Genomic DNA, 23,987 nt, shown 5'->3' with positions numbered 1-23,987 from the left:
TACGAAATAAGGTGCTGCCGAAAGGTGCGAAATAATAGCAAACCTGTACGGTTTTAAACCGTCGCGCAATTTACATGAATTCTGTTCATGTTGATGGCCGCTCGCCACAGGTAGAATCATCGGGCATTTTTCACATTCAGGACGTTCGTTCCATGTTGCATCGCGTGTTCGCCACGGTTGTGGCCTTGATGTTTTGCGGTGCAGCGCTCGCGCAGTCGCCTCTCCCGCAATCAACCGTTCCACACCCGGCCATTTCTTACAGCCGGGACATTCAGCCGATCTTCACCGAGAAGTGCGTTGCTTGCCACGCCTGCAACGATGCGGCCTGCCAGCTGAATCTGGGCAGTGGGGAAGGGGTGTTACGCGGGGCGTCCAAAGTGCCGGTGTATCAGGGCGATCGCAGTCAGGCGGTGGCGCCGACGCGGATTTTCTACGATGCCCAAGGCCCTGAGGCCTGGCGCAAGAAAGGTTTTTATTCCGTACTCGATGGCCAGAGCAACCAAGCTGCGCTGATGGCGAAGATGCTGGAGTTCGGTCACAGCGCGCCGCTGGTGCCCAACGCCAGGATCCCGGACGACATCGTGCTGGGGCTCAATCGCGAGAACATGTGCCCGTTGCCCCAGGAGTTCGAGGGGTATGCCAAGTCCCATCCCGGTCAGGGCATGCCGCTGGCGGTGACTGGCCTGAGCGACGCGCAGTACAGCACCTTGCAAAGCTGGCTGGCAGCCGGGGCGCCGGTGGACCAGACCCCGTTGCAGGCAAGTCCGGCGGAAGCGGCGCAGATCACCGACTGGGAAAACCTCTTCAATCGGCCCGGTTCGACCGAAGCCCTGGTAGCGCGCTGGCTGTACGAACACCTGTTTCTTGCGCACATTTATTTCACCGGCGGCGAACCGGGGCATTTCTTTCAATGGGTGCGTTCACGCACGCCGAGCGGCCAGCCGGTGGACCTGATCGCGACTCGCCGTCCGGATGACGATCCGGGCACGACCTTCTATTACCGCCTGATGCCGGTGCAGGGCGTCATCGTTCACAAGACCCACATCACCTATCCGATGGGCCCGCAGAAGCTGGATCGGGTCAAGCAGCTGTTTTACAGCGGTAACTGGCACGCCACCGAGCTGCCGGGTTATAGCCCGCAGCGTCGGGCCAACCCGTTCGACACGTTCAAGGAAATCCCGGCGGTTGCCCGGTACCAGTTCATGCTGGATAACGCGGAATACTTCGTCAGAACCTTCATTCGGGGTCCGGTGTGTCGCGGCCAGATTGCAACTGACGTCATTCGCGACCATTTCTGGGCGCTGTTCCAGGAACCCGCCCATGACCGCTACATCACCGATGCGGTCTATCGCGGCAAGGCCACGCCGCTGTTGGCGATGCCGGGGCAGAACGACGATGTCGGCAGTGTGCTGAGCCTGTGGCACGACTACCGCGACAAGCGTAACGAGTATGAGGAGCTGCGCAGCGATGCGTACGCGGACATGCCGCCGCCGGGTTGGGCGACGCTGTGGGCGGGCAACGATAACGCGCTGCTGACCATCTTCCGTCACTTTGACAGCGCCACCGTCAACAAAGGCCTGATTGGCGATCTGCCCACCACGGTCTGGCTGTTCGACTACCCTCTGCTGGAGCGCACTTATTACCAGTTGGTGGTCAATTTCGACGTGTACGGCAACGTCTCCCATCAGGTGCAGACGCGGCTGTATTTCGACCTGATCCGCAACGGCGCCGAGGTCAACTTCCTGCGCCTGATGCCGGCGAACAAGCGCGACGACATCCTGGGCAGTTGGTACCAGAACAGCGGCAAGGTGAAGATGTGGATGGATTACCAAGCCATCGACGACGACACGCCCACGGGCATGAAGCTCGATGAAAAGGACCCCAAGCACGACTTTGAGCGCAAGCTGGTGGAGAGGGCCGGGACGCTCAACGCTACGCCGGATCCGATCAACCGCTGCACCGGCGCCTATTGCTCTCGGCCAGGCATCGGACCGGTGTTCAGCGATGTCGAGCAGTCGCTCAGCCGACTGGTTTCGCGACCTGCGGCGGGCCTGCGGGTCATCGACAGGCTGCCGGAAGCAACGATGCTGCGGATTCAGGACGGGAGCGGCAAGCGCATCGTCTACAGCATGCTGCGTAATCGCGCGCACAGTAACGTGGCGTTCCTGCTGGGCGAGGCTTACCGCTATCAGCCGGGGCTGGACAGCTTGACGATTTATCCGGGTGTGCTCAGCAGTTATCCGAACTTCATCTTCAACATTCCGGCCAATGAAGTCAGTGCCTTTGTCGATGCGATGGAGCAAGCCCACGAGCACAAGGAAGCGTTCGAGAAGATCGTCGAGCGTTGGGGCGTGCGTCGCAGTAATCCGTTGTTCTGGACGTATTTCCATGACCTGGATCACTACATTCAAGAGACCGAGCCGGCCGAGGCGGGTGTGCTCGATATGAACCGGTATGAAAACCTCTGATGATCTCTGCAGGAGTGACTTTGCTCGCGAGGGTGTCCGCAAAAAAATTGCTGACTGAGAGACCGCCATCGCGAGCACGCTCACGCCTACAGGTTCGGGGTATAACGGGAAAAGCCTTATAAAACATGGCCTGCAGCCATTATGCAGCCGGTCAGCCCCGCCGAACCTTTTTGCAAATCTTGAAGTCGGACCCTGTGAGTCGTCCTGCAAGCGCGGCCTTTTTGGAGGTCCTGATCGTGGGTCAAACCCGACGAAGCAAGAGGTTAGCGATGTTGATTTCGGTTCAAGCCCTGCGGGCACTCGCCGCGTGGGCCGTTGTGTGTCACCACTTCATGCAGATTTTTTTCGACTTTCATCCCAGCGGCCCCATCGGCCGGTTTTTTACTGAAAAGGGTGCTGTAGGGGTCGACATCTTCTTCGTCATCAGCGGTCTGGTGATCTACCTGTCGACGGTGGACAAGGACATACCCGCCAGCCGGTTCATGCTCAACCGCATTATCCGCATCGTCCCCGCCTATTGGCTCTACACCCTCGTGATGGGGCTGCTGGTGGTCGTCGCGCATCCTTTGTTGCCGCATCAGGTCGTGGACTGGCAGAGTTTCATTCTTTCGCTGATGTTCATCCCGTCTGAAAACCCCGGTGGTTATGGTCTGTACCCGACATTGAACGTGGGTTGGACGCTGAACTACGAAATGCTGTTCTACGTCCTGTTTTCGATGGTGTTCCTGTTCCAGCAGCGCTTACGCCCGTTGATCGTCGCCGCCGCGTTGTTCGCGGTGACCGATGTGCTCGGGCGTTCAGGGCTGATCAGTCGTTTCTATGCCAACGATATCGTTTATGAATTTTTGCTCGGCATCGGTATTGGGGTCATCTACCGCCGCGGCTGGATCACCGAGCGACTGTGGCTGCCGTTGCTGGCCATCGGTTGCGCGTTGCTGACAATCAAGCAGCTCCCCCCGGACCTGCGCATCATCAACTGGGGACTGCCCAGCGCAGTAATCGTGGTGGCGTGTATTTCGCTGGAACCTTACATGCGCGGCAGTCGCCTGCTCAAAACCATGGGTGACTGCTCCTATTCGGTGTACCTGCTGCATGTGCTGGTGTTGTACGGCGGCTGGCTGACCACTCAGCGGTATGGGGTCAATCCGTACGTGGCATTCGCCGTGTGCGTCCCGGTGATCGCGCTTGGCGCGTGGCTGAGCTACGAGTGGATCGAGAAAGGATTGTATCGCCGGATGAAAGGGTGGCTGGACGGCCCAAGGGAAGCTAAGGAGGTGGCCGTTCCCTGACAGCGCGGGCGCGATGACGGGGGTCGTCGAAATTACCTGAGCGAAATACTAGGACTTTGTCAGTTGCCGTGGAATGGCGTAAACTCCGCCTCACGTCTGCGAGGAATTTTCATGACCGCTATTACTATTACCGATGCCGCCCACGATTACCTGGCCGATCTGCTGGAAAAGCAGAACACCCCCGGCATCGGCATCCGCGTGTTTATTACCCAGCCTGGCACCCAATACGCTGAAACCTGCATTGCTTATTGCAAGCCAGGCGAAGAAAAGCCTGAAGACAAAGCCATTGGCCTCAAAAGCTTTACGGCCTGGATTGATTCGTTCAGCGAAGCGTTTCTGGATGACGCAGTGGTCGACTATGCCACTGACCGCATGGGTGGCCAGCTGACCATCAAGGCGCCGAACGCCAAAGTGCCGATGGTCAATGCCGACAGCCCGATCAACGAGCGCATCAACTACTACCTGCAGACCGAGATCAACCCGGGTCTGGCGAGCCACGGTGGTCAGGTTACTCTGATCGATGTGGTCGAGGAAGACGAGGCCAACATCGCCGTGTTGCAGTTCGGGGGTGGTTGCCAAGGTTGCGGTCAGGCTGACGTGACGCTCAAGGAAGGCATCGAGCGTACGCTGCTGGAGCGCATTCCTGAGCTGTCCGGCGTGCGTGACGTGACTGACCACACTCAGAAAGAAAACGCCTACTACTGAGTGATTTCTACTGCACACAAAGCCCCGACTGGTTCGGGGCTTTTTGTTTGGCGCACAGTTTCTGTAGGCGTGTCGTGTCAGTTATGCGCGCGTTTTAAGACCTGAACACATGCGCACGCCCGGCCCGATACAGCGATGACTCGCTGAACACGTCATTTCCCAGCACCCGCCCCACCAGAATCAACGCCGTGCGCCTGAAACCCTTTTCCTGCACCTTGTGTTCGATATCAGAAAGCGTCCCGACCACCCAATCCTGATCCGGCCAGCTGGCGCGATGAACGACTGCAATCGGGCAATCCAAGCCGTAGTGCGGTGTCAACTCCGCGACGATCTTTGCGAGATTGTTGACCCCCAGATGAATCGCCATCGTTGCCTTGTGCCGCGCGAGGTCGCCCAACGCCTCGCCTTCCGGCATCGCGGTCTTGTCGCCGTACCGGGTCAGAATCACGCTTTGAGAAATGTCAGGCAGCGTCAGTTCGGTGCCCAGCAGGGCGGCACACGCCGCCGTGGCGGTGACGCCGGGGATGATTTCGAAGGGGATGCCCAACTCGCGCAGGCAACGAATCTGCTCGCCAATGGCGCCATACAGGCTCGGGTCGCCGGAGTGCACACGCGCCACGTCCTGGCCGTTTGCATGAGCAGATTTCATCAGGGTGATGATCTGTTCCAGGTGTAACGCTGCACTGTTTGTCACCTGAACCGCCTGATGGCCTTCCAGAACGGCCTCCGGGACCAGCGATCCGGCATAGATGATCACCGGACAGGTGCGGATCAGACGCTGGCCTTTGACGGTGATCAGGTCCGGATCGCCGGGGCCTGCGCCGATGAAGAAAACGGTCATGGGGTCTCCAGATTACTCACTCTTGTACTTCTGCACTCGGGGCAGGCACGATTTCTATGGGAGCGAATTCATTCGCGAAAAATCGTCCAGGCGCCTGCACATTCGGCGCCTGAAATTCCGATTCGCGAATGAATTCGCTCCCACAGGGAAATGGCATTACAACGTGGAAGCCAATGCGAAGGTTGCTTGAGAACTGTTGCATCGCTCGATCAGCAACGTGACAGGCGAGCCGCTTAATCGCGACGCCATCGCCAGTGCCGAACTCTCTGCCACGCCATAACAACCCGTGTGGTCGAAAGCGATCTGTGAGCGGTGACTCAGGTGCGGCTCGAAAACCGCAAGCTCATCCGCGCTGAAAAAACCGATCGGCAACTGGAGCTGTTCCGCCAGCGCCAGCAGCCCGGCCTCGGTCGATTTGCTGTCAATGGAGGCAAGGGCGGTGACATCGCTCAATGTCAGCGCGTGTTCCCGCAGGCAGACGTCAATCAGCCCCAGCAGTGCCGACGCGGGGCAACCGCGCTGGCAGCCCAGGCCGATCACCCGAATCGGCCGGTTGCCGGGTTCACTCATAGCGCGTGGTTCAGTCCTGCGTGATCCGCTTGCGCTTCGCCACGGCGAAACAGCCAGGCGCTGATCAGGCCCATCGCAATCCAGAAGGCGGCGTTGGTCAGCAACGAGGCGATCTTGAATTGTGCTTCCAGTGCCTGCGGCGCCAAGGCTGAATGAACGTCTGGCTGGGGTGCGCCAACCACGTGTGGAATCACCAGGATCACGGCCCCCAGCACTTTCAACAGCCCGTGACGGGCGAAGACGATCAGCGCCAGACCGACTGCCGTCGAGGCGGCAGTGCTCGCCCACCACATTTGACGCTGAGTCAGGTCGGCGGCCGCTGTGCCCGGCAGCTCAGGCGGCAAGCCCAGGGTTGGCGCCAGGACGAACACGGCAAAACCGGCCAGCCCCCAAAGTGCGCCTTGGCGCGTGGCAGTCGGCGTGCGCAAGGTGTAGAGCGCGGCCAGCATCAGCGCGAAACCCACGGCGACCACCAGGTTCCCGCCGGTGGTGGACAGCACGCGCTGCCAGCCATCTTCGGGCTCCCAGGCCTCTTCGTCGTGGACATGAGCAGCCATGGCACCTTCAGCATGCGCGTGCTGTTCGGCGGCCGGGGCTTTCTCATAAGTTTCGGCTTCGTGGATCAAGGGGGCGACCCAGAAGCTTTGCAGCAGGGTCAGCAGCAGGGCGGCGAGCAGTCCCGTGAAACCGGCTGTTTGAGCGATTCGCTTGAACATGGCGACAGGTCTCAATGGCAAGGGAAGGCGGCGCTGTGACGGGTATCGTGCGCAGCGTTGTGCACGGCGTCGATATGCGAGAAACCGGCGAAGTACACCAGGCACGCGCCAAGGATCATCGCGCAGATGGCGGCGGTCAGGCGTTGGGTCTGAGTCGTGATGTGGCTGGATGTCTGGCGGGTGGTGCTGATCGACATGGCGCTTCCCTCTGAAATGTCAGCGGACGGGAAGGCGCAAGGCACACGGCGGACGAGCGTCGGCCGTGAACTCAACAGCGCCCGCCCACCGCGGGTTCGTTATGTGTCGTTGTCGGGCCGGTCTCCGGGCTTGCGAGGGACACGTGCAACTGCCACATGCCTTCAAGAATCGCCTTCCCATATCGCTACCGACACAGTGGATCTGACTCTTCACTCGCTTACCGTTGCGGGGGCAGCGCCGGACTTGCACACACCCTGAGGTCTGCGCGCACCGGTTTCCCGTTTCACCCTGTGAAGGGCACCCGTAACAAGGCGTGTAGGAGACCACGGTGCCGGGCCTCAGTCAATCGGAGTGGCGTGAGGGTAAAGAGCCCATCGCTGCCCTTCAACGATGATCTATCGAATATCGATAGATCGAAGAGGCTTTAACGACGCATTTGCCGCAGAAACGACCGTCACAGCGAAAGGCACTTGTGCGCTTGAAGATATCGAATATAAATAGCCCTATATCGATTATCGATACAGGTGAATCTTGAAAGCATCAGCCGATCTCTTCAGTTGCCTTTGGCAGGTTCAGTCAGCCCTGCCGGCGTTTGTCTCCAGGCTCCCGGCCCGTGCGCGTTGCGTGGTGATCGGTGCGGGGTATACCGGCCTGTCCACCGCGCTTGAACTGTCTGCGAGTAACGGCGACGTGGTGGTGCTGGATGCCCTGAGCATCGGTGACGGTGCTTCGGGCCGTAACGGCGGGCAGGTGATTCCCGGACTCAAGCTGAACCCCGAGGAGCTGGAGCAGCGGTTTGGGCCGTCGAAGGGCGCCGCGCTTACTGATTTGGTAGGGGGTGCGGCCCAGCATGTGTTCGACCTGATCAAGCGTTTGGACATTGAGTGCGGCGCGCGTCAGGACGGCTGGGTCCAGGCGGCCCATCACGAGGCCGCGCTGGACAACTTGTTGAACCGCGCCGTTCAGTGGCAGTCGCGCGGCGGCGATGTGCAGGTACTCGACCGGGCCCAGACCACGCAGCTGCTCGGCACGTCTATTTATAAAGGCGCGCTGCTGGACCGACGGGCGGGGCAGTTGCAGCCTTATCAGTATGTGCAGGGGCTGGCCGCAGCAGCCAGATCGCGCGGGGTGAAGATCTTCGAACATTGCGCGGCGTTGCAGTTGCGACGTAGCGAAGGCGGCTGGACCGTCATCACGGCTAACGGAGAGATCCGCGCAGAACAGGTGGTCATCGCGACCAATGCCTACTCATCACCGTTGCTGCGTGCGTTGCCGCACACCTACGTGACGTTGTGGAGCCTGCAAGCTGCCACGGCGCCGTTGTCTGCTGCGTTGCTCGAACAGATTCTGCCGGGGGGGTTGCCCGTTTCCGATACGTTCCGTGTGCTGCGCTACTTTCGAAGGACCGACGACGGCCGCTTCGTGCTTGGCACCCGCGGCGCCTTTCGCGACGAGTTGAACAGCGGCGATGTTGCACGCGTGCGGGCAGAGATGCTGGACATCTATCCGATGCTGGAAACTGTGCCGATCACTCACTGCTGGTGCGGTCGGGTGGCCGTGCCGGCCGCCAGTCTTCCGATGCTTAGCCAGCCCGAGCCGGGTTTGACCGTCGCGCTGGGCTATTACGGACGTGGCGTGGCGATGGCAACACGCATGGGCGGACTCGTCGCGGACCTGGTCAACGGTTTGCCACCCGAAGAGAGCGCCTACCCGGTAACGCCGTTCAAGGCCATGCCCGCCGCGCCCTTGCATCGCAACGTGGCTCGGGTCGCAGCCAACGTCATGCGTTTTCAGGACCTGTTCGAACGTCGGGTCAGGGGAGGCAAACGATGAGCCGAACACACGCAGAGGTCCCAGCAGACATGACGCTGTCCGCGACCCAAATGCCACGCCGCTCTCGCGCCAAGGTATTCGACGCATTGCTCAACCTGCCGGGCGGGTTGATCACCTGCACCTTGATCCTGTTCGCGCTGGGGCTGCTGCTGTACATGAGCGTGCGGGTGAACGACGGGCAGATCATCGGCTCGGCGTTCAGTCTCGACAACCTGTGGTCGGCATTGACCGATCCGCTGACGCGCCTGGTTTTGCTGCGCTCGATCGTGCTCTCGGCCATCGTCACACTCGCGACCGTGGTGCTGGCGTTTCCGGTGGCGTACTTCCTCGCGTTCCGCGCCGGTCGCTGGCGCCACCTGCTGCTGTTTCTGGTCACCCTGCCGTTCTGGACCAGTTACCTGTTGCGGGTGTTCGCCTGGAAAATCGTCCTGGCCTATAACGGCGTGCTCAATTCGGCGTTGATGCAGTTGGGGGTGATCGATGCGCCGCTCAACGGGCTGCTCAACACGCCTTCTACCGTCGTGATTACGCTTGCCCACGCTTACGCAGCCTTCGCGGTCCTGCCACTTTACATCTGCCTGCAAGGGCTGCCGAAGAACCTGTTCGAAGCCGCAGCGGACTTGGGTGCCAAGCCGTATCAAGGGTTCTTTCGGGTGGTTTTGCCGTTGTCTGTGCCGGGCATCCTGTCCGCGGCGTTGGTGGTGTTCGTGCCCACGGTGGGCGATTACGTGACCCCGGCGCTGGTTGGCGGCCCTAACAGCTCGATGATCGGCACCCTGATTCAGGCCCAGTTCGGCAAGGCCAACGATTGGCCGGCCGGTGCAGCGTTGGCGGTGATCAGCATGATCGCCATTGCAATCGTCGTGGTGGCGGCGCGCTGGATCATCACCCGCTGGAGCACCCGCACATGAACCGTTACCTGACGCGTCACTGGCTGGTGGTCTACGTCGCAGCGTATCTGGTGTTCCTGTACCTGCCGACGCTGCTGATTCCGGTCTTCTCGTTCAACGACTCCATCGCACCCGCGTTTCCGCTCAAAGGCTTCACGCTGCAGTGGTATCAAAGCCTGATGGACGATCCGCGCCTGCGCAATGCGGCATTGAACAGCCTGGTGGTCGCCAGCACGGCGGCAGCGATTGCCACCGCTGCCGGTTGCCTGATCGCCTACGCCGACTTGCGTCGCAGTTCGCCTCTGGCGCGCGGTATCTCATTGCTGGCGCGGCTGCCCATTTTGTTGCCGGGCGTGGTGTTGGGCATTGCATTGCTGGTGGGCGTCAACCTGATCGGGCCGGGGCCTTCGCTGGGCGCTATCGTCGTCGGCCACGTATGTTTCTGCCTGCCGACCACGGTGGTGGTGATGCGCAGCCGATTCGCGGCCTTCCCGCGCAGCCTGGAGGACGCGGCCATGGACCTGGGCGCGGATGAGTGGACGACGTTCCGCCGGGTCGCGTTACCGCTGGCGCTGCCGGGCCTGTTGTCCGCGTTCATGCTGGCGTTTATTACCTCGTTTGACGAGTTCATCGTCGCGTTTTTTCTGGTTGGCACCGAACCCACCTTGCCGATCTACATCTGGAGCCAACTGCGTTTTCCCAAGCAACTGCCGAGCGTGATGGCGCTCGGCACGGTGATCCTTGTGGTCTCCGTGATTCTGGCTGCGCTGGCCGAGCACCTGCGGCGTCGCGGCACCCGTTCCTCTGCCAACTCCATAATGAAATAGCTCGGAGGTCTCATGAAAATCCGCATGACTGATTCACGCGCCTGGGTATTGGGCCTGAGCGCTTTTGCCCTCGGCGCCACGTTGTTGCAGCAGGGCGCCCAGGCTGCCGACAGCGGCAAACTGACCTATTTCACCTGGTCAGGTTACGAATTGCCGCAGTTTCACGGTGACTTCGAAAAAGCCCACGCAGGGCAGGTGGATATTTCGGTGTTCGGCGATGACGACGACGCGCTGTCCAAGGCGCGCGCGGGTTTCCATCCGGACCTCGCCCACCCGTGCTACGACAAGCTGGACCGCTGGAAGCAGGCGGGCCTGATTCAACCGCTGGACCCCAAACGCTTGAAGCACTGGGACCAGATTTTCCCGGTCCTGCAGAAGCTGCCGGGCATCGTCGACGCGGACGGCAAGGTCTGGATGGTGCCGTGGGACTGGGGCAATACCTCGATCCTGTACCGCACCGACCTGGTGAAAAATCCGGAAGCGACCTGGAAGATGTTCTTCGATCCCGCCTCGCCCTATGCCGGGAAGATGGCGACCATCGATGCGGTGCACGACACGCCGCTGGTGGCCGCTTTGCTGGCGGGCGTCGATCCGTTCAAGAAGATGGACGACAAACAGCTGGAGAAAGTGGGCGCGATGCTGCGTCAGCAACGACCGTTGATGTCGTCCTACACCACCGACATGACCTCGGTTGAACAGAGCCTGGCGAGTGGGGAGCTGGTGGCGGCCATGGCCTGGAACGCTTCGGCCACGGCATTGAAGAAACAGAACGTGCCGGTGGCGTTCATGAAGCCCAAGGAAGGCATGCTCACCTGGGTCTGCGGCATGGTGATGCTCAAGGATGCCAAGCATGTGGACCTGGCGTACGACTTCATCAACGCGCGGATGAACCCCGAGTCGGGGGCGAGCCTGATCAACGAGTACGGTTACGGCAGCGCGAGCGAGGCCGCCTTCAAACAAGTCCCGGCCGCCAAGCTCGAGGAGCTCTCGCTGCCCAACGACCCGGAAACCATGCTGCGGGACACCGTGTTGACCAAGCCGATTCCTAGCAATGACGAGCTGGCCAAGCTGTTCGAACGGGTCAAAGCGGGCGGTTGATGGCCCGCGTCATTCTGGCCGAAGGCCTGTAGGAGCACGCTTGCTCGCCTCCGTTGGGTAGAAGCGGATCGCGCAACGGTATTCAGTCCACAATTTGAACGAGGAATTCGCTCGTGACAGACACCAGCGTGGTCAGCCTCAGAGGCGTCAGCAAGCGCTACACCGAGAGCATTCTCAGTGTCGATAACATCGACCTGGACATTGCCAGTGGCGAGTTCATCAGCCTGTTAGGCCCGTCGGGGTGTGGCAAGACCACAACCCTGCGGCTCATTGCCGGGTTCGAAGGGCCGACGTCGGGGAAAATTTTCATCGATGGGCAGGACCTGACCGACGCGCCGCCGTATGGGCGTCCGGTGAACACGGTGTTTCAGGACTACGCGCTGTTTCCGCACCTCAATGTCAGCGACAACGTCGGCTTCGGCCTGAGCCTTGCGGGCGTCAGCGCAGGTGAGTCGCGCACGCGGATTCGCGACATGCTAGAGCTGGTGGGGCTGGCGGACAAGGCCAAGGCGCGGGTTCAGGACTTGTCCGGCGGGCAGCAACAACGGATAGCCATGGCTCGCGCGTTGGTATGCCGACCTCGGGTGTTGCTGCTGGACGAACCGCTGTCCGCGCTCGACGCGCACCTGCGCCAGCACATGCAAGTCGAGCTCAAGCGCCTGCAATCGCAATTGGGCACGACCTTCGTGATGGTCACCCACGACCAGACCGAAGCGCTGTCGATTTCCGACCGCATCGCGGTCATGCGCAACGGCCGTATCGAGCAGGTGGCCGGTCCTGCGGCGCTTTACGATCAACCTGCCACGACCTTCGTCGCCGGCTTCATTGGCGCGAGCAATCTGCTGCCTGGCGAAGTGACAGGCACCGACAGCCCTTTGTTCAGGGTCAAGGTCGGGGCAATGCACATGTTGGCGCGCAGCGATCAGTCATTGCGTTCCGGGGATCGGGTCACGGTCTCCTTACGGCCTGAAGACGTGCGCGTGGAAGCACGACCGGCTCAGGGCGATGCCTCGATGACCCAGGCCACGGTGGTGCAAACCCTGTTTCACGGGCGCTCATTGCGCATTCAGGTCAGCGTGCCGGGTGTCGATGCCCTGACCCTCGACCTGCCGTGCGATGGCAATGCCCAGCACAACGAGGCATTGCGTCCGGGCGATGGCATTTATCTGAGCGTGGCGCCGGGTGTGGCCCGGGCATTTTCCGCCACGCCGGTTTGAGCCGGCGATCTTTTTAACGTTCGTTCTTGCAGGGGGTGTTCATGACCACGATCTACCAGACACTGTCGCGACGCAGCGCCGCCGACTGGCAGCAGCGCTTGAGCCAGTTCGACTACCGCATCAGCAACTTCATCGACGGCGAACACTGCGCAGCCTTGAGCGGCGACACCTTCGAGGTGGTCAATCCGGCCACGGGCAAGGTTCACGGCACGGCGCCGCGCAGCCGGGCGGAGGACGTCGATGTGGCGGTCAAGTCCGCCCGGCGCGCGTTCAAGTCAGGCAGTTGGTCCCGTCTTGCGCCCAGGGACCGGATGGCCGTGCTCTACCGTTTCGCGCAGTTGATCGAAGCGCAGGCCGAAGCCTTCGCCATGCTCGACGTGCTGGACATGGGCAAGCCGATCACCGACATGCTGGAAGTGGATGTGCCGTATTCGGCCTTGTCGTTTCAGTTCTTCGCCGAGACCATTGATAAGATCGAAGGCGCGGTCACCAGCACCACGCCAGAGGCGCTGCATTACATCCTGCGTCAGCCGCTGGGTGTGGTCGGGCTGATCGTGCCCTGGAACTATCCGTTGTTGATGGCCGCCTGGAAACTTGCGCCGGCGCTGTCAATGGGCAATTCGGTGGTGCTCAAGCCCGCCGAGCAGTCGCCGTCGAGCGCTGTCCTGCTGGCCGACCTGTTCATGCAGGCGGGCGGACCGCCAGGCGTGTTCAACGTGGTTCAAGGGCTGGGCGCCGACGCGGGGGAGGCGCTGGCGCTGCACATGAACGTCGACAAGATCGGCTTCACCGGTTCGGTCGACGTTGGCAAGAAGATGTTTGTCTATGCCGGTCAGTCGAACATGAAGCGCGTGACGACCGAATGCGGTGGCAAAAGCCCGCAGATCATTCTGGCCGACGTCGCCGATCTTGATCGCGCGGTGAGCTATGCGGTGAATGGCATTTACGCCAATCAGGGCGAGGTGTGCAACGCCGGCTCTCGCTTGCTGGTGCAGGACAGCCTTTACGACGCTTTCATCGAGCGCTTCACGTCGGTGGCGCAAGGGCGTTTCGTGCCGGGAGACCCGTTTGACCCGAGCACGCGCATGGGCTCGATGGTCTCGTTCCAGCAGCAGAAGCGCGTGTTGGGCTACATCGACAAGGCCAATACCGAAGGAGGTCGGCTGGTGTTCGGTGGCGGTGTGCCGCAGGGCCTGGAGCATGGCGCCTTCGTCAGCCCGACGCTGTATGCCGATGTTACGCCTGACATGACCCTGGCCCGTGAAGAAGTGTTCGGCCCTGTGGCCGCAGCGATTCGGGTCAAAGGCCTGGAGCACGCGCTGGAGATTGCCAATGACTCGATCTATGGCCTCGCGGCGTCCGTCTGGACCCAGAACATCGACAAGGCGCTGACCTTCGCCCGGGACGTGGAGGCCGGGATCGTCTGGGTCAACTGCTTCGATCACGGCGACATGACCCAACCCTGGGGCGGTTTTAAACAGTCGGGTAACGGCCGCGACCGTTGCCTGGAGGCGCTGACCCAGTATTCGCAGACCAAATCGGTCTGGGTGCATCTGGGCGGTTGACGAAGGTATCGTGTCGGGTACAGTCGCTTTTTTTTGCCTGTACCCGCTGCGAGCGCCAGTCAGTCAATCACACCGCCATCATTCGCGAGCGCTCATGAGCCAAGATTCCATGCCTGACGAAAAACTGCCCGCCGAGAAAATCGCGCCCGAGGACTCGCCATTGTTCGCCAGCACGCTGGCACGCGGTCTTGAAGTGATCATGGCGTTCCGTGCCGGAAACCCGAGCATGAATCTGCCCGAGATCGCCGCCGCCACCGGCATCACCAAAAGCGCGGCGCAGCGGTTTGCTTTCACGCTCGAGGCCTTGGGTTACCTGCGCAAGGACCCGCAAAGCAAGCGCTATCAATTGACGCCGCGCGCCTTGTCGCTGGGCTTTGGTTACCTGCAGACCGACAGCCTGATCGACCGGGCTTCGCCGTACCTGCATCAACTCAACCGGGAATGCCACGAAAGCTGCAACCTGTCCGAGCCGGACGGGCACGAGATGGTCTTCGTCGCGCGTTTCCCCAGCCACAATCAGGTGATGATTCCGATGCCGTTGGGACTGAGCCTGCCGATGTATTGCACTGCGTCGGGGCGAGCGTACCTGTCCCGACTCGACCCCCAGGCTTGCGCCGATTTGCTTCGCGCGATGCCGCGCCCGATGCACACGCACGCCACGATCACCGATCTGGACGCTTTACTCGACACCATCGCCGAGGCCCGGGAAGAGGGTTACAGCAGCATTGAGGGTGAGTATTTTCTGGGAGACATCAGCCTGGCAGCGCCGATTGTCGATGCGGGTGGCACGCCGTTGGGTGCAATCAACATCTCGGTACCGGCCAGCCGCTGGAGTTTCCAGGACGCGCGCAAAGCCTTTGGTCCTTCGCTGATTCACACGGCGCATGCCATCTCCAGCGCGGGTTGGAGTCAGCGGGCGGGTGGTTTTCGTTGATGGCTGTCGGGATTTGCCGTTCGCAGGATTTACGGCAACTGCATGACCTGTGAGAACGCGATTGGTCTGGGCGGCATTCCGTGGAAGGTGGTGGGCCAGATACCTCTACGGTGAATGATCCTCCGCATTCGTCAGCAAGCTGACTCCCACAGATTTCAGGCCTACCAGGACACCCAGCGTGCCCGTTGACGCGGAGCGTCGATCGCTGCGTGACCACGCGGAGCGTGGGAACGATCACTAGATTCATGGATGTCCGCTGTGCTCTTGATTCTGCCGAAGGCGTAGGAGTCCGGCTTGTCCGACGATCTGCTGCTAAGCAGTAGCAAAACTAAATTCCTTTGGCAGTGTCAGGCAGAACGCATTCACAGGGTTGGCTGCCGGTTCCCGTCAGATCGCGGGATGCGGCCCAGACACAAACCACGCTCCTACAGGTCTCGCGTCGCCCTGATCTCCCTGATTCTGTTCTGCTGGTGATTTTGCTCTTCGACATCAATGGTCCAAACACTGCAAAACGGGACTTGGGTGCAGGCTGAAAAATGCCCCCACGTACACCGTTTGCTCGTTGACCTTCGCCTGACCACTGCGTAGCCTTGCGCACTTGAGGTTCGCCGGCTCGGGTTTCCTGACACCGGCGCTAAGAAGGGAATGCGGTACATGCCGCAGCTGCCCCCGCAACTGTAAACGGTCATGTTCATTGCACAGCCACTGCGCGAGCGGGAAGGCGTGATGAACGCGAGCGGCCTGACGATCGTGTCAGCCACTTCGCCGCCGTGAGCCAGGAGACCTGCCTCGAAGACGGGCCTGCTTTGAGCAAGGCCCTGCGAATTCTCATTACAACCGGGCGGGGTGATCCGGTGGCGAATCGAATGGCGAGCCTGTCGACCTCGACGGCTGCGCGGTTCTCGTCCTGCTTGCCCGCCGCTACGCCATAGGGCATCCGATGAAAACACTGGCCAAACTTCCTGTCACCATCGTCACCGGTTTTCTCGGTTCGGGCAAAACCACCCTGTTGCGTCACATGCTCGACAACGCCGAAGGGCGCCGTATCGCGGTGATCGTCAACGAGTTCGGCGAGCTGGGCATCGACGGCGAAATCCTCAAGCAATGCACCATCGGCTGCACCGAAGAAGAAGCCAACGGTCGCGTCTATGAACTCGCCAACGGCTGCCTGTGCTGCACCGTCCAGGAAGAGTTCTTCCCGGTGATGCAGGAACTGGTTGCCCGCCGTGGTGATCTGGACCATATCCTCATCGAAACCTCCGGCCTTGCTCTGCCAAAACCGCTGGTTCAAGCCTTCCAGTGGCCTGAGATCCGCAACGCCTGCACCGTTGACGCCGTCATCACCGTGGTCGACAGCCCGGCCGTCGTTGCGGGTACGTTCGCGGCATTTCCGGATCAGGTCGATGCGCAGCGCAAACTCGATCCGAACCTGGACCACGAGTCCCCGTTGCACGAGCTGTTCGCCGACCAACTGGCGAGCGCCGACCTGGTCATTCTCAACAAGGCCGACATGCTCGACGCTCACGCATTGGCCGCGGTGCGCGCTGAAGTTGCCGAAGAACTGCCGCCTGCCGTGAAAGTCATCGAAGCCAGCAAGGGCCAGTTGCCCATCAGCGTCCTGTTGGGTCTGGGCGCCGAGTCCGAGCTGCACATCGACGGGCGCAAGACGCACCACGATCATCACGAGGGCGATGACCACGACGATCACGACCATGACGCGTTCGATTCGATTTCCATCTCGCTGCCGCAAGCCGATGAAGCGCTGCTGCTCGACGCCTTGACCCAGGCGGTCGTTCAGCACGGCATTCTGCGCGTCAAAGGGTTCGCCGCGATTCCCGGCAAACCGATGCGTTTGTTGGTGCAGGGCGTCGGCACCCGGTTCGACAAGCACTTCGACCGCGCCTGGAAGGCCGACGAAGAGCGTCTGACCCATCTGGTGCTGATTGGCCAGGCACTCGACGCGGACGTGCTTGAGGCCCAGTTGCGCGCTGCCGTCACGTCGGCCGAGATCAAAGGCTAAGCCATGCACCTGCTGCGCACCCAGCCCGGTGGCTTTGTCCCCGACGACAGCATCGCTGACCTTGGGCAAACCCCCGCCGAGCTGGTGATTCTGTGCAGCGGCGATTCCCATCTGGCGTTGCTCGCGGAAACCGCGCAGCAATTGCCGGACGATTACCCCAGCCTGCGTCTGGCCAACCCCATGCAGGTGCAGAACCATGCGTCGGTGGACCTTTACGTCGATGAAGTGCTGCGTCATGCCAAGGTCATTCTCATTTCCTTGCACGGCGGCATCGGTTACTGGCGTTACGGCGTCGAGCGACTGGTGGAACTGGCGGCGAAGGGTGTGAAACTGATTCTGGTCCCCGGCGACGATCGCCCTGATCCAGAGCTCAGCGACCTGAGCACTGAGCCCGCCGAAGACCGGGACCGGCTCTGGCATTACTTGCGCCAGGGCGGCAAGCAGAATGCGCTGGCGTTGTTCCGGTGCATCGCCAGTCGGTGGCTGGCGCGCGATTATGCGTGGGATGAGCCACAGACGTTGCCGCGCACGGCGATTTATCACCCGACCAAGGCCCAGGCCGGTGTGGCTGACTGGCAAGCCGACTGGCGTACGGATCACCCGGTGGCGGCGGTGTTGTTTTACCGCTCGCACCTGCAGGCGGCCAACACCGGTTTCATTGATGTCTTCTGCGAGCGGTTGTTGGCGCAAGGCTTGAACCCGCTGCCCATCGCCGTTGCCAGCCTGAAAGAGCCAGCATGCCTGGCCGCCGTGCAGGACTGGCTGGACGAGACAGCGTGTGAGGTCATCCTCAACACCACCGGGTTTGCCCAGTCGAGCCCTGAAGCACCGCATTTGCGCCCGTTCCGGCGCAATATTCCGGTGATTCAGGCGATCTGCGCGCAGGACAACGAACCGGCCTGGCAGGCCAGCGAGCAAGGGCTTGGCTCCCGGGATCTGGCGATGCACATTGCGTTGCCGGAGCTGGACGGACGCATCATCAGCCGCCCGATCAGCTTCAAGGACCTGGCCTGGTACAGCGAGCGCAGTCAGTCCGACGTGGTTTGCTATCGCGCGCAACCGGGGCGTATGGATTTCGTCGCCGAACTGGCGCGGCGCTGGGTGTTGCTGGCGCGCACGGCCAATGCAGATAAGCGCGTGGCGGTGATTCTGGCGAATTACCCGACCCGGGATGGCCGGATCGGTAACGGCGTGGGGCTGGACACGCCCGCAGCGGCGCTGAACATCCTCACGGCGATGCAGGGCGAAGGCTTCCCCGTCGAAGGGCTGCCACACAGCGGCACGGCCCTGATTCACGCCTTGCTCGGCGGCGTCACCAATGACCCGGACAGCCTCGATCAACGGCCTTGCCATCAGAGCATGGCGATGGACGAGTACCTGTCGGCGTTTCAAACCTTGCCCGAAGCCAATCGCACGGCGGTGATCGAGCGTTGGGGCCAACCGGCGCACGATCCAATGTGCCGCAACGGGCGGATGATGGTCGCCGGTCTGCGTTTTGGCATGACCTTCGTCGGCATTCAACCGGCCCGGGGCTTTAACGTCGATCACAGCGCGGTGTACCACGATCCGGATCTGGTGCCGCCCCATGGCTATCTGGCGTTCTATTTCTGGCTGCGCAGAACCTATGGCGCGCATGCCGTGATTCATGTGGGCAAGCACGGCAACCTGGAGTGGCTGCCCGGTAAAGGCGTCGGGTTGTCGGAACATTGCTGGCCGGACGCGATTCTGGGCGCCATGCCGAACATTTACCCGTTCATCGTCAACGACCCTGGCGAGGGTGCTCAAGCCAAGCGGCGTACCCAGGCCGTGATCATCGACCACCTGATGCCGCCACTGACCCGGGCAGAAACCTACGGGCCGCTGCGCAACCTGGAACTGCTGGCCGACGAATATTACGAAGCCCAGTTGCTCGACCCACGGCGCGCACGCGAGCTGCAGAAAGACATTCTCGGTCTGGTCCGCGAAACCCATATCGATCGCGAACTGGCGCTGGAAGAAGACCTAGACAGCGATGCCGATGCAGCGGTCTGGTTGCCACGGCTGGACACCTACCTGTGCGACTTGAAGGAGTCGCAGATTCGTGATGGTTTGCACGTGTTCGGCGAGTCGCCCAGCGGACGGCTGCGCATCGATACCTTGCTGGCCATCCTGCGCGTGCCCCGTGGTGATGGCCGTGGTCCGCAGGCGAGCCTGGTGCGTGCCTTGAGCAAGGCGCTGTTGTTGGATTTCGACCCGCTGGACTGTGTGCTCGGCGAGCCGTGGACCGGTTTGAAACCTCATGTACTGCATGAAGTCAGCAGCGATCCGTGGCGTACGGTCGGCGATACGCGCGAGCGGCTGGAACTGTATGCGGCCCGACTGATCGAGCAGATTGTCGATGATGATGAATCCATTAATACGTTTGAAAACAATGAATTAAAAGGAGTTGTTAATGCAATAAAAGAGGTTGTGATTCCTCGCTTGGATGCCTGTGGACCGGCGGAAATGCGCGGTCTGCTGGACGCGCTGAGCGGACGTTTCGTGCCGGCCGGACCGAGCGGCGCCCCCAGTCGTGGGCGGCTGGACGTGCTGCCGACCGGGCGCAACTTTTTCTCCGTGGACGTGCGCAATCTGCCCACCATGACCGCGTGGCGGATCGGCTTCCAGTCGGCCAATCTCTTGCTGGAGCGGCACCTGCAAGACCACGGTGATTATCTGCGCCAGTTGGGCTTGTCCGTGTGGGGGACGGCGACGATGCGCACGGGCGGCGACGATATCGCTCAAGCCATGGCGTTGATGGGCGTGCGCCCGGTGTGGGCGACCGGCAGCCAGCGGGTCGACGATTTCGAGATTCTGCCGCTGAGTTTGCTGGACCGCCCCCGGGTGGACGTGACGCTTCGCGTATCCGGCTTCTTTCGCGATGCATTCGCCAACCTGATTCGTCTGTTCGATGCCGCAGTGCAAGCCGTGGCGGCGCTGGATGAGCCGGACGACATGAACCCGTTGGCCGCACGCGTTCGCCAGGAACGTGCGCAAATGAAAGATGAAGGCTTGAGCGATGAGCAGGCGGCGAAGCAGGCGGGCTGGCGGATCTTTGGTGCCAAACCCGGTGCCTACGGTGCAGGCGTGCAAAACGCCATCGACGGCCGCTTGTGGCAGACCCGTGAAGACCTGGCCGAGGTTTATCTGAACTGGGGCGGATACGCGTATGGAGCCGCCGATGAAGGCACGCCGGCACGGGCCGATTTTGCCAAACGCCTGAGTCAGGTGCAGGCCGTGGTGCAGAACCAGGACAACCGCGAGCACGACCTGCTCGACTCCAATGACTACTACCAGTTCCAGGGCGGCATGCTGGCAGCTGTGGAGAGCCTGAGTGGCGGCAAGGTCTCCAGTTACCATGGCGATCACAGCCAGCCCGATCTGCCGAAGATTCGCACCCTCAAGGAAGAACTGAACCGGGTGGTGCGTTCTCGTGCGGCCAATCCGAAATGGATCGAAGGGGTCAAGCGTCACGGCTACAAGGGCGCGTTTGAGATGGCGGCGACGGTGGATTTCCTGTTCGCCTTCGACGCCACCACCGAGTTGATCGACGATCACCAATACGCGTTGCTGGCGGATGCTTATCTGCTGGACCCGTCGACCCGTGAGTTCATCCAGCAACACAACCCGGATGCCTTGCGGGACATGACCGAACGCATGCTGGAAGCGCAGCAGCGCGGACTGTGGGAGGCGCCCGGCGCTTACCGCGAGGCGCTGGAAAACCTGTTGCTGGATATAGAAGAGTCTTGATGAGATGCCCGTGCCGTGCGTCGTACGCTCTGGATTCTGGCCGAAGGCCGTAGGAGCGCGCTTGCCCGCGATGGCATTTTTTCTGTGACGAATGCGCAGCTGACACACGGTAATCGCGGGCAAGCGCGCTCCTACGCCTGTGGCAGAAGCAGATTGTCTCACCCAGAAGTTTGATGTACCCGAACCCAGAGCATAAAAAATGACAGACACCCCACATTTCCCGCTCGCCGCCGTGGTCGGCGCCGATGAATTGAAGCTGGCGCTGTGCCTGACCGCCATTGACCCGAAAATCGGTGGTGTGTTGATCGAAGGGCCGCGTGGCATGGCCAAGTCGACGCTGGCACGCGGGTTGGCGGATCTGTTGGCGAGCGGGCAGTTTGTCACGCTTCCTCTGGGCGCTACCGAAGAGCGCCTGGTAGGCACGCTGGACCTTGATGCGGCGCTGGGCGAAGGCCGGGCCAGCTTCTCGCCGGGCGTGCTGGCCAAGGCTGACGGCGGCGTGTTGTACGTCGACGAGGTCAACCTGCTGCCGGACCATCTGGTCGATTTGCTGCTCGACGTCGCGGCCAGTGGGGTCAATCTGGTGGAGCGCGACGGCATCTCCCATCGCCATGCGGCACGTTTTGTCCTGATCGGCACGATGAACCCGGAAGAGGGCGAATTACGCCCGCAGTTGCTGGACCGGTTCGGGCTGAACGTGACGTTGAGCGGGCAAACCCTGCCGCAGCAGCGCGGGCAGATCATTCGCCGTCGGCTGGATTTCGATGCGGCGCCCGAAGCGTTCATCGAACAATGGGCGCACGAACAGCAGGCCCTCAAGGCCCGCTGCGAAACCGCTCGTGGCCTGTTGGCGGGCATTGAACTGGACGATACGAGCCTGGCAGCCATCACCGAGCGTTGTTTTGCGGCAGGCGTCGATGGCCTGCGCGCGGACCTGGTGTGGCTGCGTGCCGCGCGGGCCCACGCTGCGTGGTGGGGCGCGTCGTCCATCACCGAAGACGATATCGATGCGGTGGCCGAGTTTGCCTTGCGTCACCGGCGGCGTGAGCCTCAAGCGCCACAGTCCCCGACCTCCGCTGCGCCGGACAACCCGGCGCAATCGCCGCAAAAACCGCCGGAACAGGGAGACGGCAACTGGGGTGAAATGCCTGCGCAACCTGTGGCCACCGGTGCGCGTCGTGAAGTGCCGAGCTGGCCAAAAAAGCCCTAGGCATCCGCCCTCGCCATGTGACGGGGGCGGATGCCAGCCCTCGACCCGGCAGGCTCAGCGGTGGCAAAAGTGGCGCTCCACGCGCCGGTGTCGACGGCGCCATCGCCTGGCTGCCCAGCTTGCTACGCGGACGCCCCAAAACCCGTCACGATCTGGTGCGTCAACCCAGAACCCGTCGCCCGCAGACCTTGTGGCTGGTGATCGTCGATGCCTCGGCGTCCACCCGACGCCATCAGGCGCTGAGCCAGACCAAAGGCTTCCTGGCTCAGTTGTTCGATGATGCCTACCGGCAACGCGCCCGACTGGCGCTGCTCACCGCCAGCGGCACGCGGGCGCGCTGGCAGCATCAGGGGCTGAAGGCCGGGCCGTCGTTGCAGCCTTGGCTGGATGCTTTGGGCGCGGGCGGCGGTACACCGCTGGTGGACGCGATCGAACAGGCGGGTGACTGGTTGGACAAGCGTCACACGCGCTACCCGGCCGAAGAACACCGATTGGTGATCCTGACCGATGGCCGAGTCAAAGACATGCCCACATTGAGCCCCTTCGATTGCCCGAGCCTGCTGATCGACACCGAGCAAGGCCCGATCCGGCTGGGCAGGGCGAGTGAAATGGCGCGTCAGTTGGGGGCTGACTACCGGCACATCAATGAGCTCGTTTGACGCGTCAGTTTTGCAGCTTCTCGATCAGACGATCATGGCCCAGGCCGAAGGTGGCGACGACCAGCAGGCCGAGCACGCCCAGAAGGGCGCCAAAGAACAGCGCCGAAGCAAGCCCGTAACCGTCAACGATGAGCCCACCGACCAGCGACCCGGAGGCAATGGCGATCTGAAAGGTGGTGACCAGCATCGCCGAGCTCGCCTCCGGTAGCTGCGGCGAGGTGAGCTGCATCCAGCTGCTCAACGCCAGCGGGATAGCGCCGTAGGCCACGCCCCAGACCAGCACCGACGTGATCACGCCCAGGCCGCTGCTGACCACGTACGGCAGCGCCACCAGCGAGAGGACCATCAGCCCCACGGCAGCGCCCAACGACAGTTGCAAATGGCGGGTGACGCTGGCCGACACCAGGAAGTTGGCGAGCATGCCCACCAGGCCGAAACCCAGGAGTGTCAGGGTGATGGTCCCGGCGCTGAACCCGGCCTGTTGAACCAGAAACGGCGCGATGTAGGTGTACGAGGCAAAGTGCGCGCCGATGATCAGCCCCATCAGCAAAATGCTGCGCTGGGTGGTGTGCTTGCTGACGTAGCGCAGCAAGGTCCGCACGCTCAGGCTTTCATTGGCGGGCAGTGAAGGCAGCGTCAGCGTTTGCGCCGTCAGTGCAATCAACGCCAGCGCCGCGGTCGCCAGGAACGAAGCGCGCCAGGAGAACAGCGTGCTGATGAACGTACCGAACGGCACACCCAGTACCGTCGCGAAGGTAATGCCGGCAAAGATGATCGCAGTGGCCTTGGCCGCTTTGTCGGCGTTCACCAGACGTCCGGCCGCGGCGATCGCGATGGCCCAGAATCCGCCCAGCGCGACGCCGAGCAGCCCGCGACCCAGCAGCATGATCGTGAAGTTAGGTGCCAGGGCGCTGATCAGGTTCGAGGCCACCAACAGCGCAGCCAGCAGAATAAGTAAGGAGCGACGATTGATCCGGCCCGCGCCGATCATCATGGCGGGCGCAGAGATTGCCGCCACGATGCCGGGGATCGTCACCATCAGTCCGGCTGTGCCGTTGGTGACACCGAGTTCCGTGGCGATCTGCGGCAACACGCCCACCGGCAAGTATTCAGTGGTCACGAAAGCGAAAGCGCCCAGCGCCACGGAAAACACAGACATCCACTGACGCGTGCTCCAAG

General features: G+C 61.9%; 19 protein-coding genes and 2 riboswitches. Of the genes, 14 read left to right on the top strand and 5 right to left on the bottom strand.

The features are described from left to right. Window positions 1-152: 152 nt before the first annotated feature. The 3 genes from AB4N84_RS27305 (at window position 153) to nfuA (ending at window position 4,462) form a co-directional block, all read left to right on the top strand. A complete protein-coding gene (locus AB4N84_RS27305; protein WP_460044089.1) occupies window positions 153-2,468 on the top strand; it encodes a fatty acid cis/trans isomerase in 2,316 nt (771 codons plus the stop codon). Between the two features lie 269 nt (window positions 2,469-2,737). Further along, the gene (locus tag AB4N84_RS27300) at window positions 2,738-3,757 is read left to right on the top strand and encodes an acyltransferase family protein (RefSeq protein ID WP_460044087.1); all 1,020 of its coding nucleotides are present in this window, start codon (window positions 2,738-2,740) and stop codon (window positions 3,755-3,757) included. Between the two features lie 111 nt (window positions 3,758-3,868). Further along, window positions 3,869-4,462: a Fe-S biogenesis protein NfuA gene (gene nfuA / locus AB4N84_RS27295; RefSeq protein WP_074756821.1), complete on the top strand. Its 594-nt coding sequence runs from the start codon at window positions 3,869-3,871 to the stop codon at window positions 4,460-4,462. Window positions 4,463-4,556: 94 nt separating this feature from the next. Here the strand turns inward: nfuA and cobM are convergent, their stop codons facing one another. The 4 genes from cobM to AB4N84_RS27275 form a co-directional block, all read right to left on the bottom strand. Continuing rightward, complete coding sequence (gene cobM / locus AB4N84_RS27290) at window positions 4,557-5,303, bottom strand: precorrin-4 C(11)-methyltransferase (RefSeq protein WP_460044086.1); 747 nt, start codon at window positions 5,301-5,303, stop codon at window positions 4,557-4,559. A gap of 156 nt (window positions 5,304-5,459) precedes the next feature. After that, complete coding sequence (locus AB4N84_RS27285; RefSeq protein ID WP_460044085.1) at window positions 5,460-5,873, bottom strand: cobalamin biosynthesis protein; 414 nt, start codon at window positions 5,871-5,873, stop codon at window positions 5,460-5,462. Next, the gene (locus AB4N84_RS27280) at window positions 5,870-6,589 is read right to left on the bottom strand and encodes a CbtA family protein (protein WP_460044083.1); all 720 of its coding nucleotides are present in this window, start codon (window positions 6,587-6,589) and stop codon (window positions 5,870-5,872) included. Before AB4N84_RS27280 ends, AB4N84_RS27285 begins: the two co-directional genes overlap by 4 nt. Window positions 6,590-6,600: 11 nt before the next feature. After that, window positions 6,601-6,786, bottom strand: coding sequence for a CbtB domain-containing protein (locus AB4N84_RS27275; RefSeq protein ID WP_460044082.1), 186 nt, complete (start codon window positions 6,784-6,786; stop codon window positions 6,601-6,603). Window positions 6,787-6,884: 98 nt separating this feature from the next. Continuing rightward, window positions 6,885-7,107, bottom strand: a riboswitch (cobalamin riboswitch). A 211-nt stretch (window positions 7,108-7,318) separates the two neighbouring features. Here AB4N84_RS27275 and AB4N84_RS27270 point away from each other — a divergent pair. From AB4N84_RS27270 to AB4N84_RS27220, 11 genes are all read left to right on the top strand, one after another. Beyond that, entirely contained in the window at window positions 7,319-8,620 is a 1,302-nt protein-coding gene (locus tag AB4N84_RS27270; RefSeq protein ID WP_460044080.1) for an NAD(P)/FAD-dependent oxidoreductase, read from the top strand. Continuing rightward, on the top strand, window positions 8,617-9,531 hold the full coding sequence (locus tag AB4N84_RS27265) for an ABC transporter permease (protein ID WP_460044078.1): 915 nt from the start codon (window positions 8,617-8,619) through the stop codon (window positions 9,529-9,531). The genes AB4N84_RS27270 and AB4N84_RS27265 overlap by 4 nt, the downstream gene beginning before the upstream one ends. Then, the gene (locus AB4N84_RS27260) at window positions 9,528-10,337 is read left to right on the top strand and encodes an ABC transporter permease (protein WP_460044077.1); all 810 of its coding nucleotides are present in this window, start codon (window positions 9,528-9,530) and stop codon (window positions 10,335-10,337) included. The genes AB4N84_RS27265 and AB4N84_RS27260 overlap by 4 nt, the downstream gene beginning before the upstream one ends. Before the next feature lie 24 nt (window positions 10,338-10,361). Next, window positions 10,362-11,435, top strand: a complete 1,074-nt coding sequence (locus tag AB4N84_RS27255; RefSeq protein ID WP_460044076.1) for an ABC transporter substrate-binding protein — start codon at window positions 10,362-10,364, stop codon at window positions 11,433-11,435. A 113-nt stretch (window positions 11,436-11,548) separates the two neighbouring features. Beyond that, window positions 11,549-12,652: an ABC transporter ATP-binding protein gene (locus tag AB4N84_RS27250; RefSeq protein ID WP_460044074.1), complete on the top strand. Its 1,104-nt coding sequence runs from the start codon at window positions 11,549-11,551 to the stop codon at window positions 12,650-12,652. Between the two features lie 41 nt (window positions 12,653-12,693). Next, window positions 12,694-14,217 carry an aldehyde dehydrogenase gene (locus AB4N84_RS27245; protein WP_460044073.1) on the top strand — a complete coding sequence of 508 codons (1,524 nt, stop codon included), beginning with the start codon at window positions 12,694-12,696 and terminating at the stop codon, window positions 14,215-14,217. A 94-nt stretch (window positions 14,218-14,311) separates the two neighbouring features. Further along, on the top strand, window positions 14,312-15,151 hold the full coding sequence (locus tag AB4N84_RS27240; RefSeq protein WP_460044072.1) for an IclR family transcriptional regulator: 840 nt from the start codon (window positions 14,312-14,314) through the stop codon (window positions 15,149-15,151). A gap of 590 nt (window positions 15,152-15,741) precedes the next feature. Further along, window positions 15,742-15,957, top strand: a riboswitch (cobalamin riboswitch). 134 nt (window positions 15,958-16,091) lie between these two features. After that, complete coding sequence (gene cobW, locus AB4N84_RS27235; protein ID WP_460044071.1) at window positions 16,092-17,171, top strand: cobalamin biosynthesis protein CobW; 1,080 nt, start codon at window positions 16,092-16,094, stop codon at window positions 17,169-17,171. Window positions 17,172-17,174: 3 nt separating this feature from the next. After that, window positions 17,175-20,939 (top strand): cobaltochelatase subunit CobN, encoded by a 3,765-nt coding sequence (cobN, locus tag AB4N84_RS27230; protein ID WP_460044070.1) that lies wholly within the window; start codon window positions 17,175-17,177, stop codon window positions 20,937-20,939. Between the two features lie 199 nt (window positions 20,940-21,138). Then, window positions 21,139-22,149, top strand: a complete 1,011-nt coding sequence (locus AB4N84_RS27225; RefSeq protein WP_460044069.1) for an ATP-binding protein — start codon at window positions 21,139-21,141, stop codon at window positions 22,147-22,149. 101 nt (window positions 22,150-22,250) lie between these two features. After that, window positions 22,251-22,808, top strand: coding sequence for a vWA domain-containing protein (locus tag AB4N84_RS27220; protein WP_460047163.1), 558 nt, complete (start codon window positions 22,251-22,253; stop codon window positions 22,806-22,808). A 4-nt stretch (window positions 22,809-22,812) separates the two neighbouring features. Here the strand turns inward: AB4N84_RS27220 and AB4N84_RS27215 are convergent, their stop codons facing one another. Continuing rightward, window positions 22,813-23,967: an MFS transporter gene (locus AB4N84_RS27215; RefSeq protein ID WP_460044068.1), complete on the bottom strand. Its 1,155-nt coding sequence runs from the start codon at window positions 23,965-23,967 to the stop codon at window positions 22,813-22,815. Window positions 23,968-23,987 lie beyond the last annotated feature (20 nt).

The sequence above is a fragment of the Pseudomonas sp. S2_H01 genome (assembly GCF_054668305.1).
This window is presented reverse-complemented; position numbering and strand designations above follow the sequence as displayed.

Coding starts and splice junctions, on each gene's coding strand:
- AB4N84_RS27305 (WP_460044089.1), top strand. CDS start 153: ATGTTGCATCGCGTGTTCGCCACGGTTGTGGCCTTGATGTTTTGCGGT.
- AB4N84_RS27300 (WP_460044087.1), top strand. CDS start 2,738: ATGTTGATTTCGGTTCAAGCCCTGCGGGCACTCGCCGCGTGGGCCGTT.
- nfuA (WP_074756821.1), top strand. CDS start 3,869: ATGACCGCTATTACTATTACCGATGCCGCCCACGATTACCTGGCCGAT.
- cobM (WP_460044086.1), bottom strand. CDS start 5,303: ATGACCGTTTTCTTCATCGGCGCAGGCCCCGGCGATCCGGACCTGATC.
- AB4N84_RS27285 (WP_460044085.1), bottom strand. CDS start 5,873: ATGAGTGAACCCGGCAACCGGCCGATTCGGGTGATCGGCCTGGGCTGC.
- AB4N84_RS27280 (WP_460044083.1), bottom strand. CDS start 6,589: ATGTTCAAGCGAATCGCTCAAACAGCCGGTTTCACGGGACTGCTCGCC.
- AB4N84_RS27275 (WP_460044082.1), bottom strand. CDS start 6,786: ATGTCGATCAGCACCACCCGCCAGACATCCAGCCACATCACGACTCAG.
- AB4N84_RS27265 (WP_460044078.1), top strand. CDS start 8,617: ATGAGCCGAACACACGCAGAGGTCCCAGCAGACATGACGCTGTCCGCG.
- AB4N84_RS27260 (WP_460044077.1), top strand. CDS start 9,528: ATGAACCGTTACCTGACGCGTCACTGGCTGGTGGTCTACGTCGCAGCG.
- AB4N84_RS27255 (WP_460044076.1), top strand. CDS start 10,362: ATGACTGATTCACGCGCCTGGGTATTGGGCCTGAGCGCTTTTGCCCTC.
- AB4N84_RS27245 (WP_460044073.1), top strand. CDS start 12,694: ATGACCACGATCTACCAGACACTGTCGCGACGCAGCGCCGCCGACTGG.
- AB4N84_RS27240 (WP_460044072.1), top strand. CDS start 14,312: ATGAGCCAAGATTCCATGCCTGACGAAAAACTGCCCGCCGAGAAAATC.
- cobW (WP_460044071.1), top strand. CDS start 16,092: ATGAAAACACTGGCCAAACTTCCTGTCACCATCGTCACCGGTTTTCTC.
- cobN (WP_460044070.1), top strand. CDS start 17,175: ATGCACCTGCTGCGCACCCAGCCCGGTGGCTTTGTCCCCGACGACAGC.
- AB4N84_RS27225 (WP_460044069.1), top strand. CDS start 21,139: ATGACAGACACCCCACATTTCCCGCTCGCCGCCGTGGTCGGCGCCGAT.
- AB4N84_RS27215 (WP_460044068.1), bottom strand. CDS start 23,967: ATGTCTGTGTTTTCCGTGGCGCTGGGCGCTTTCGCTTTCGTGACCACT.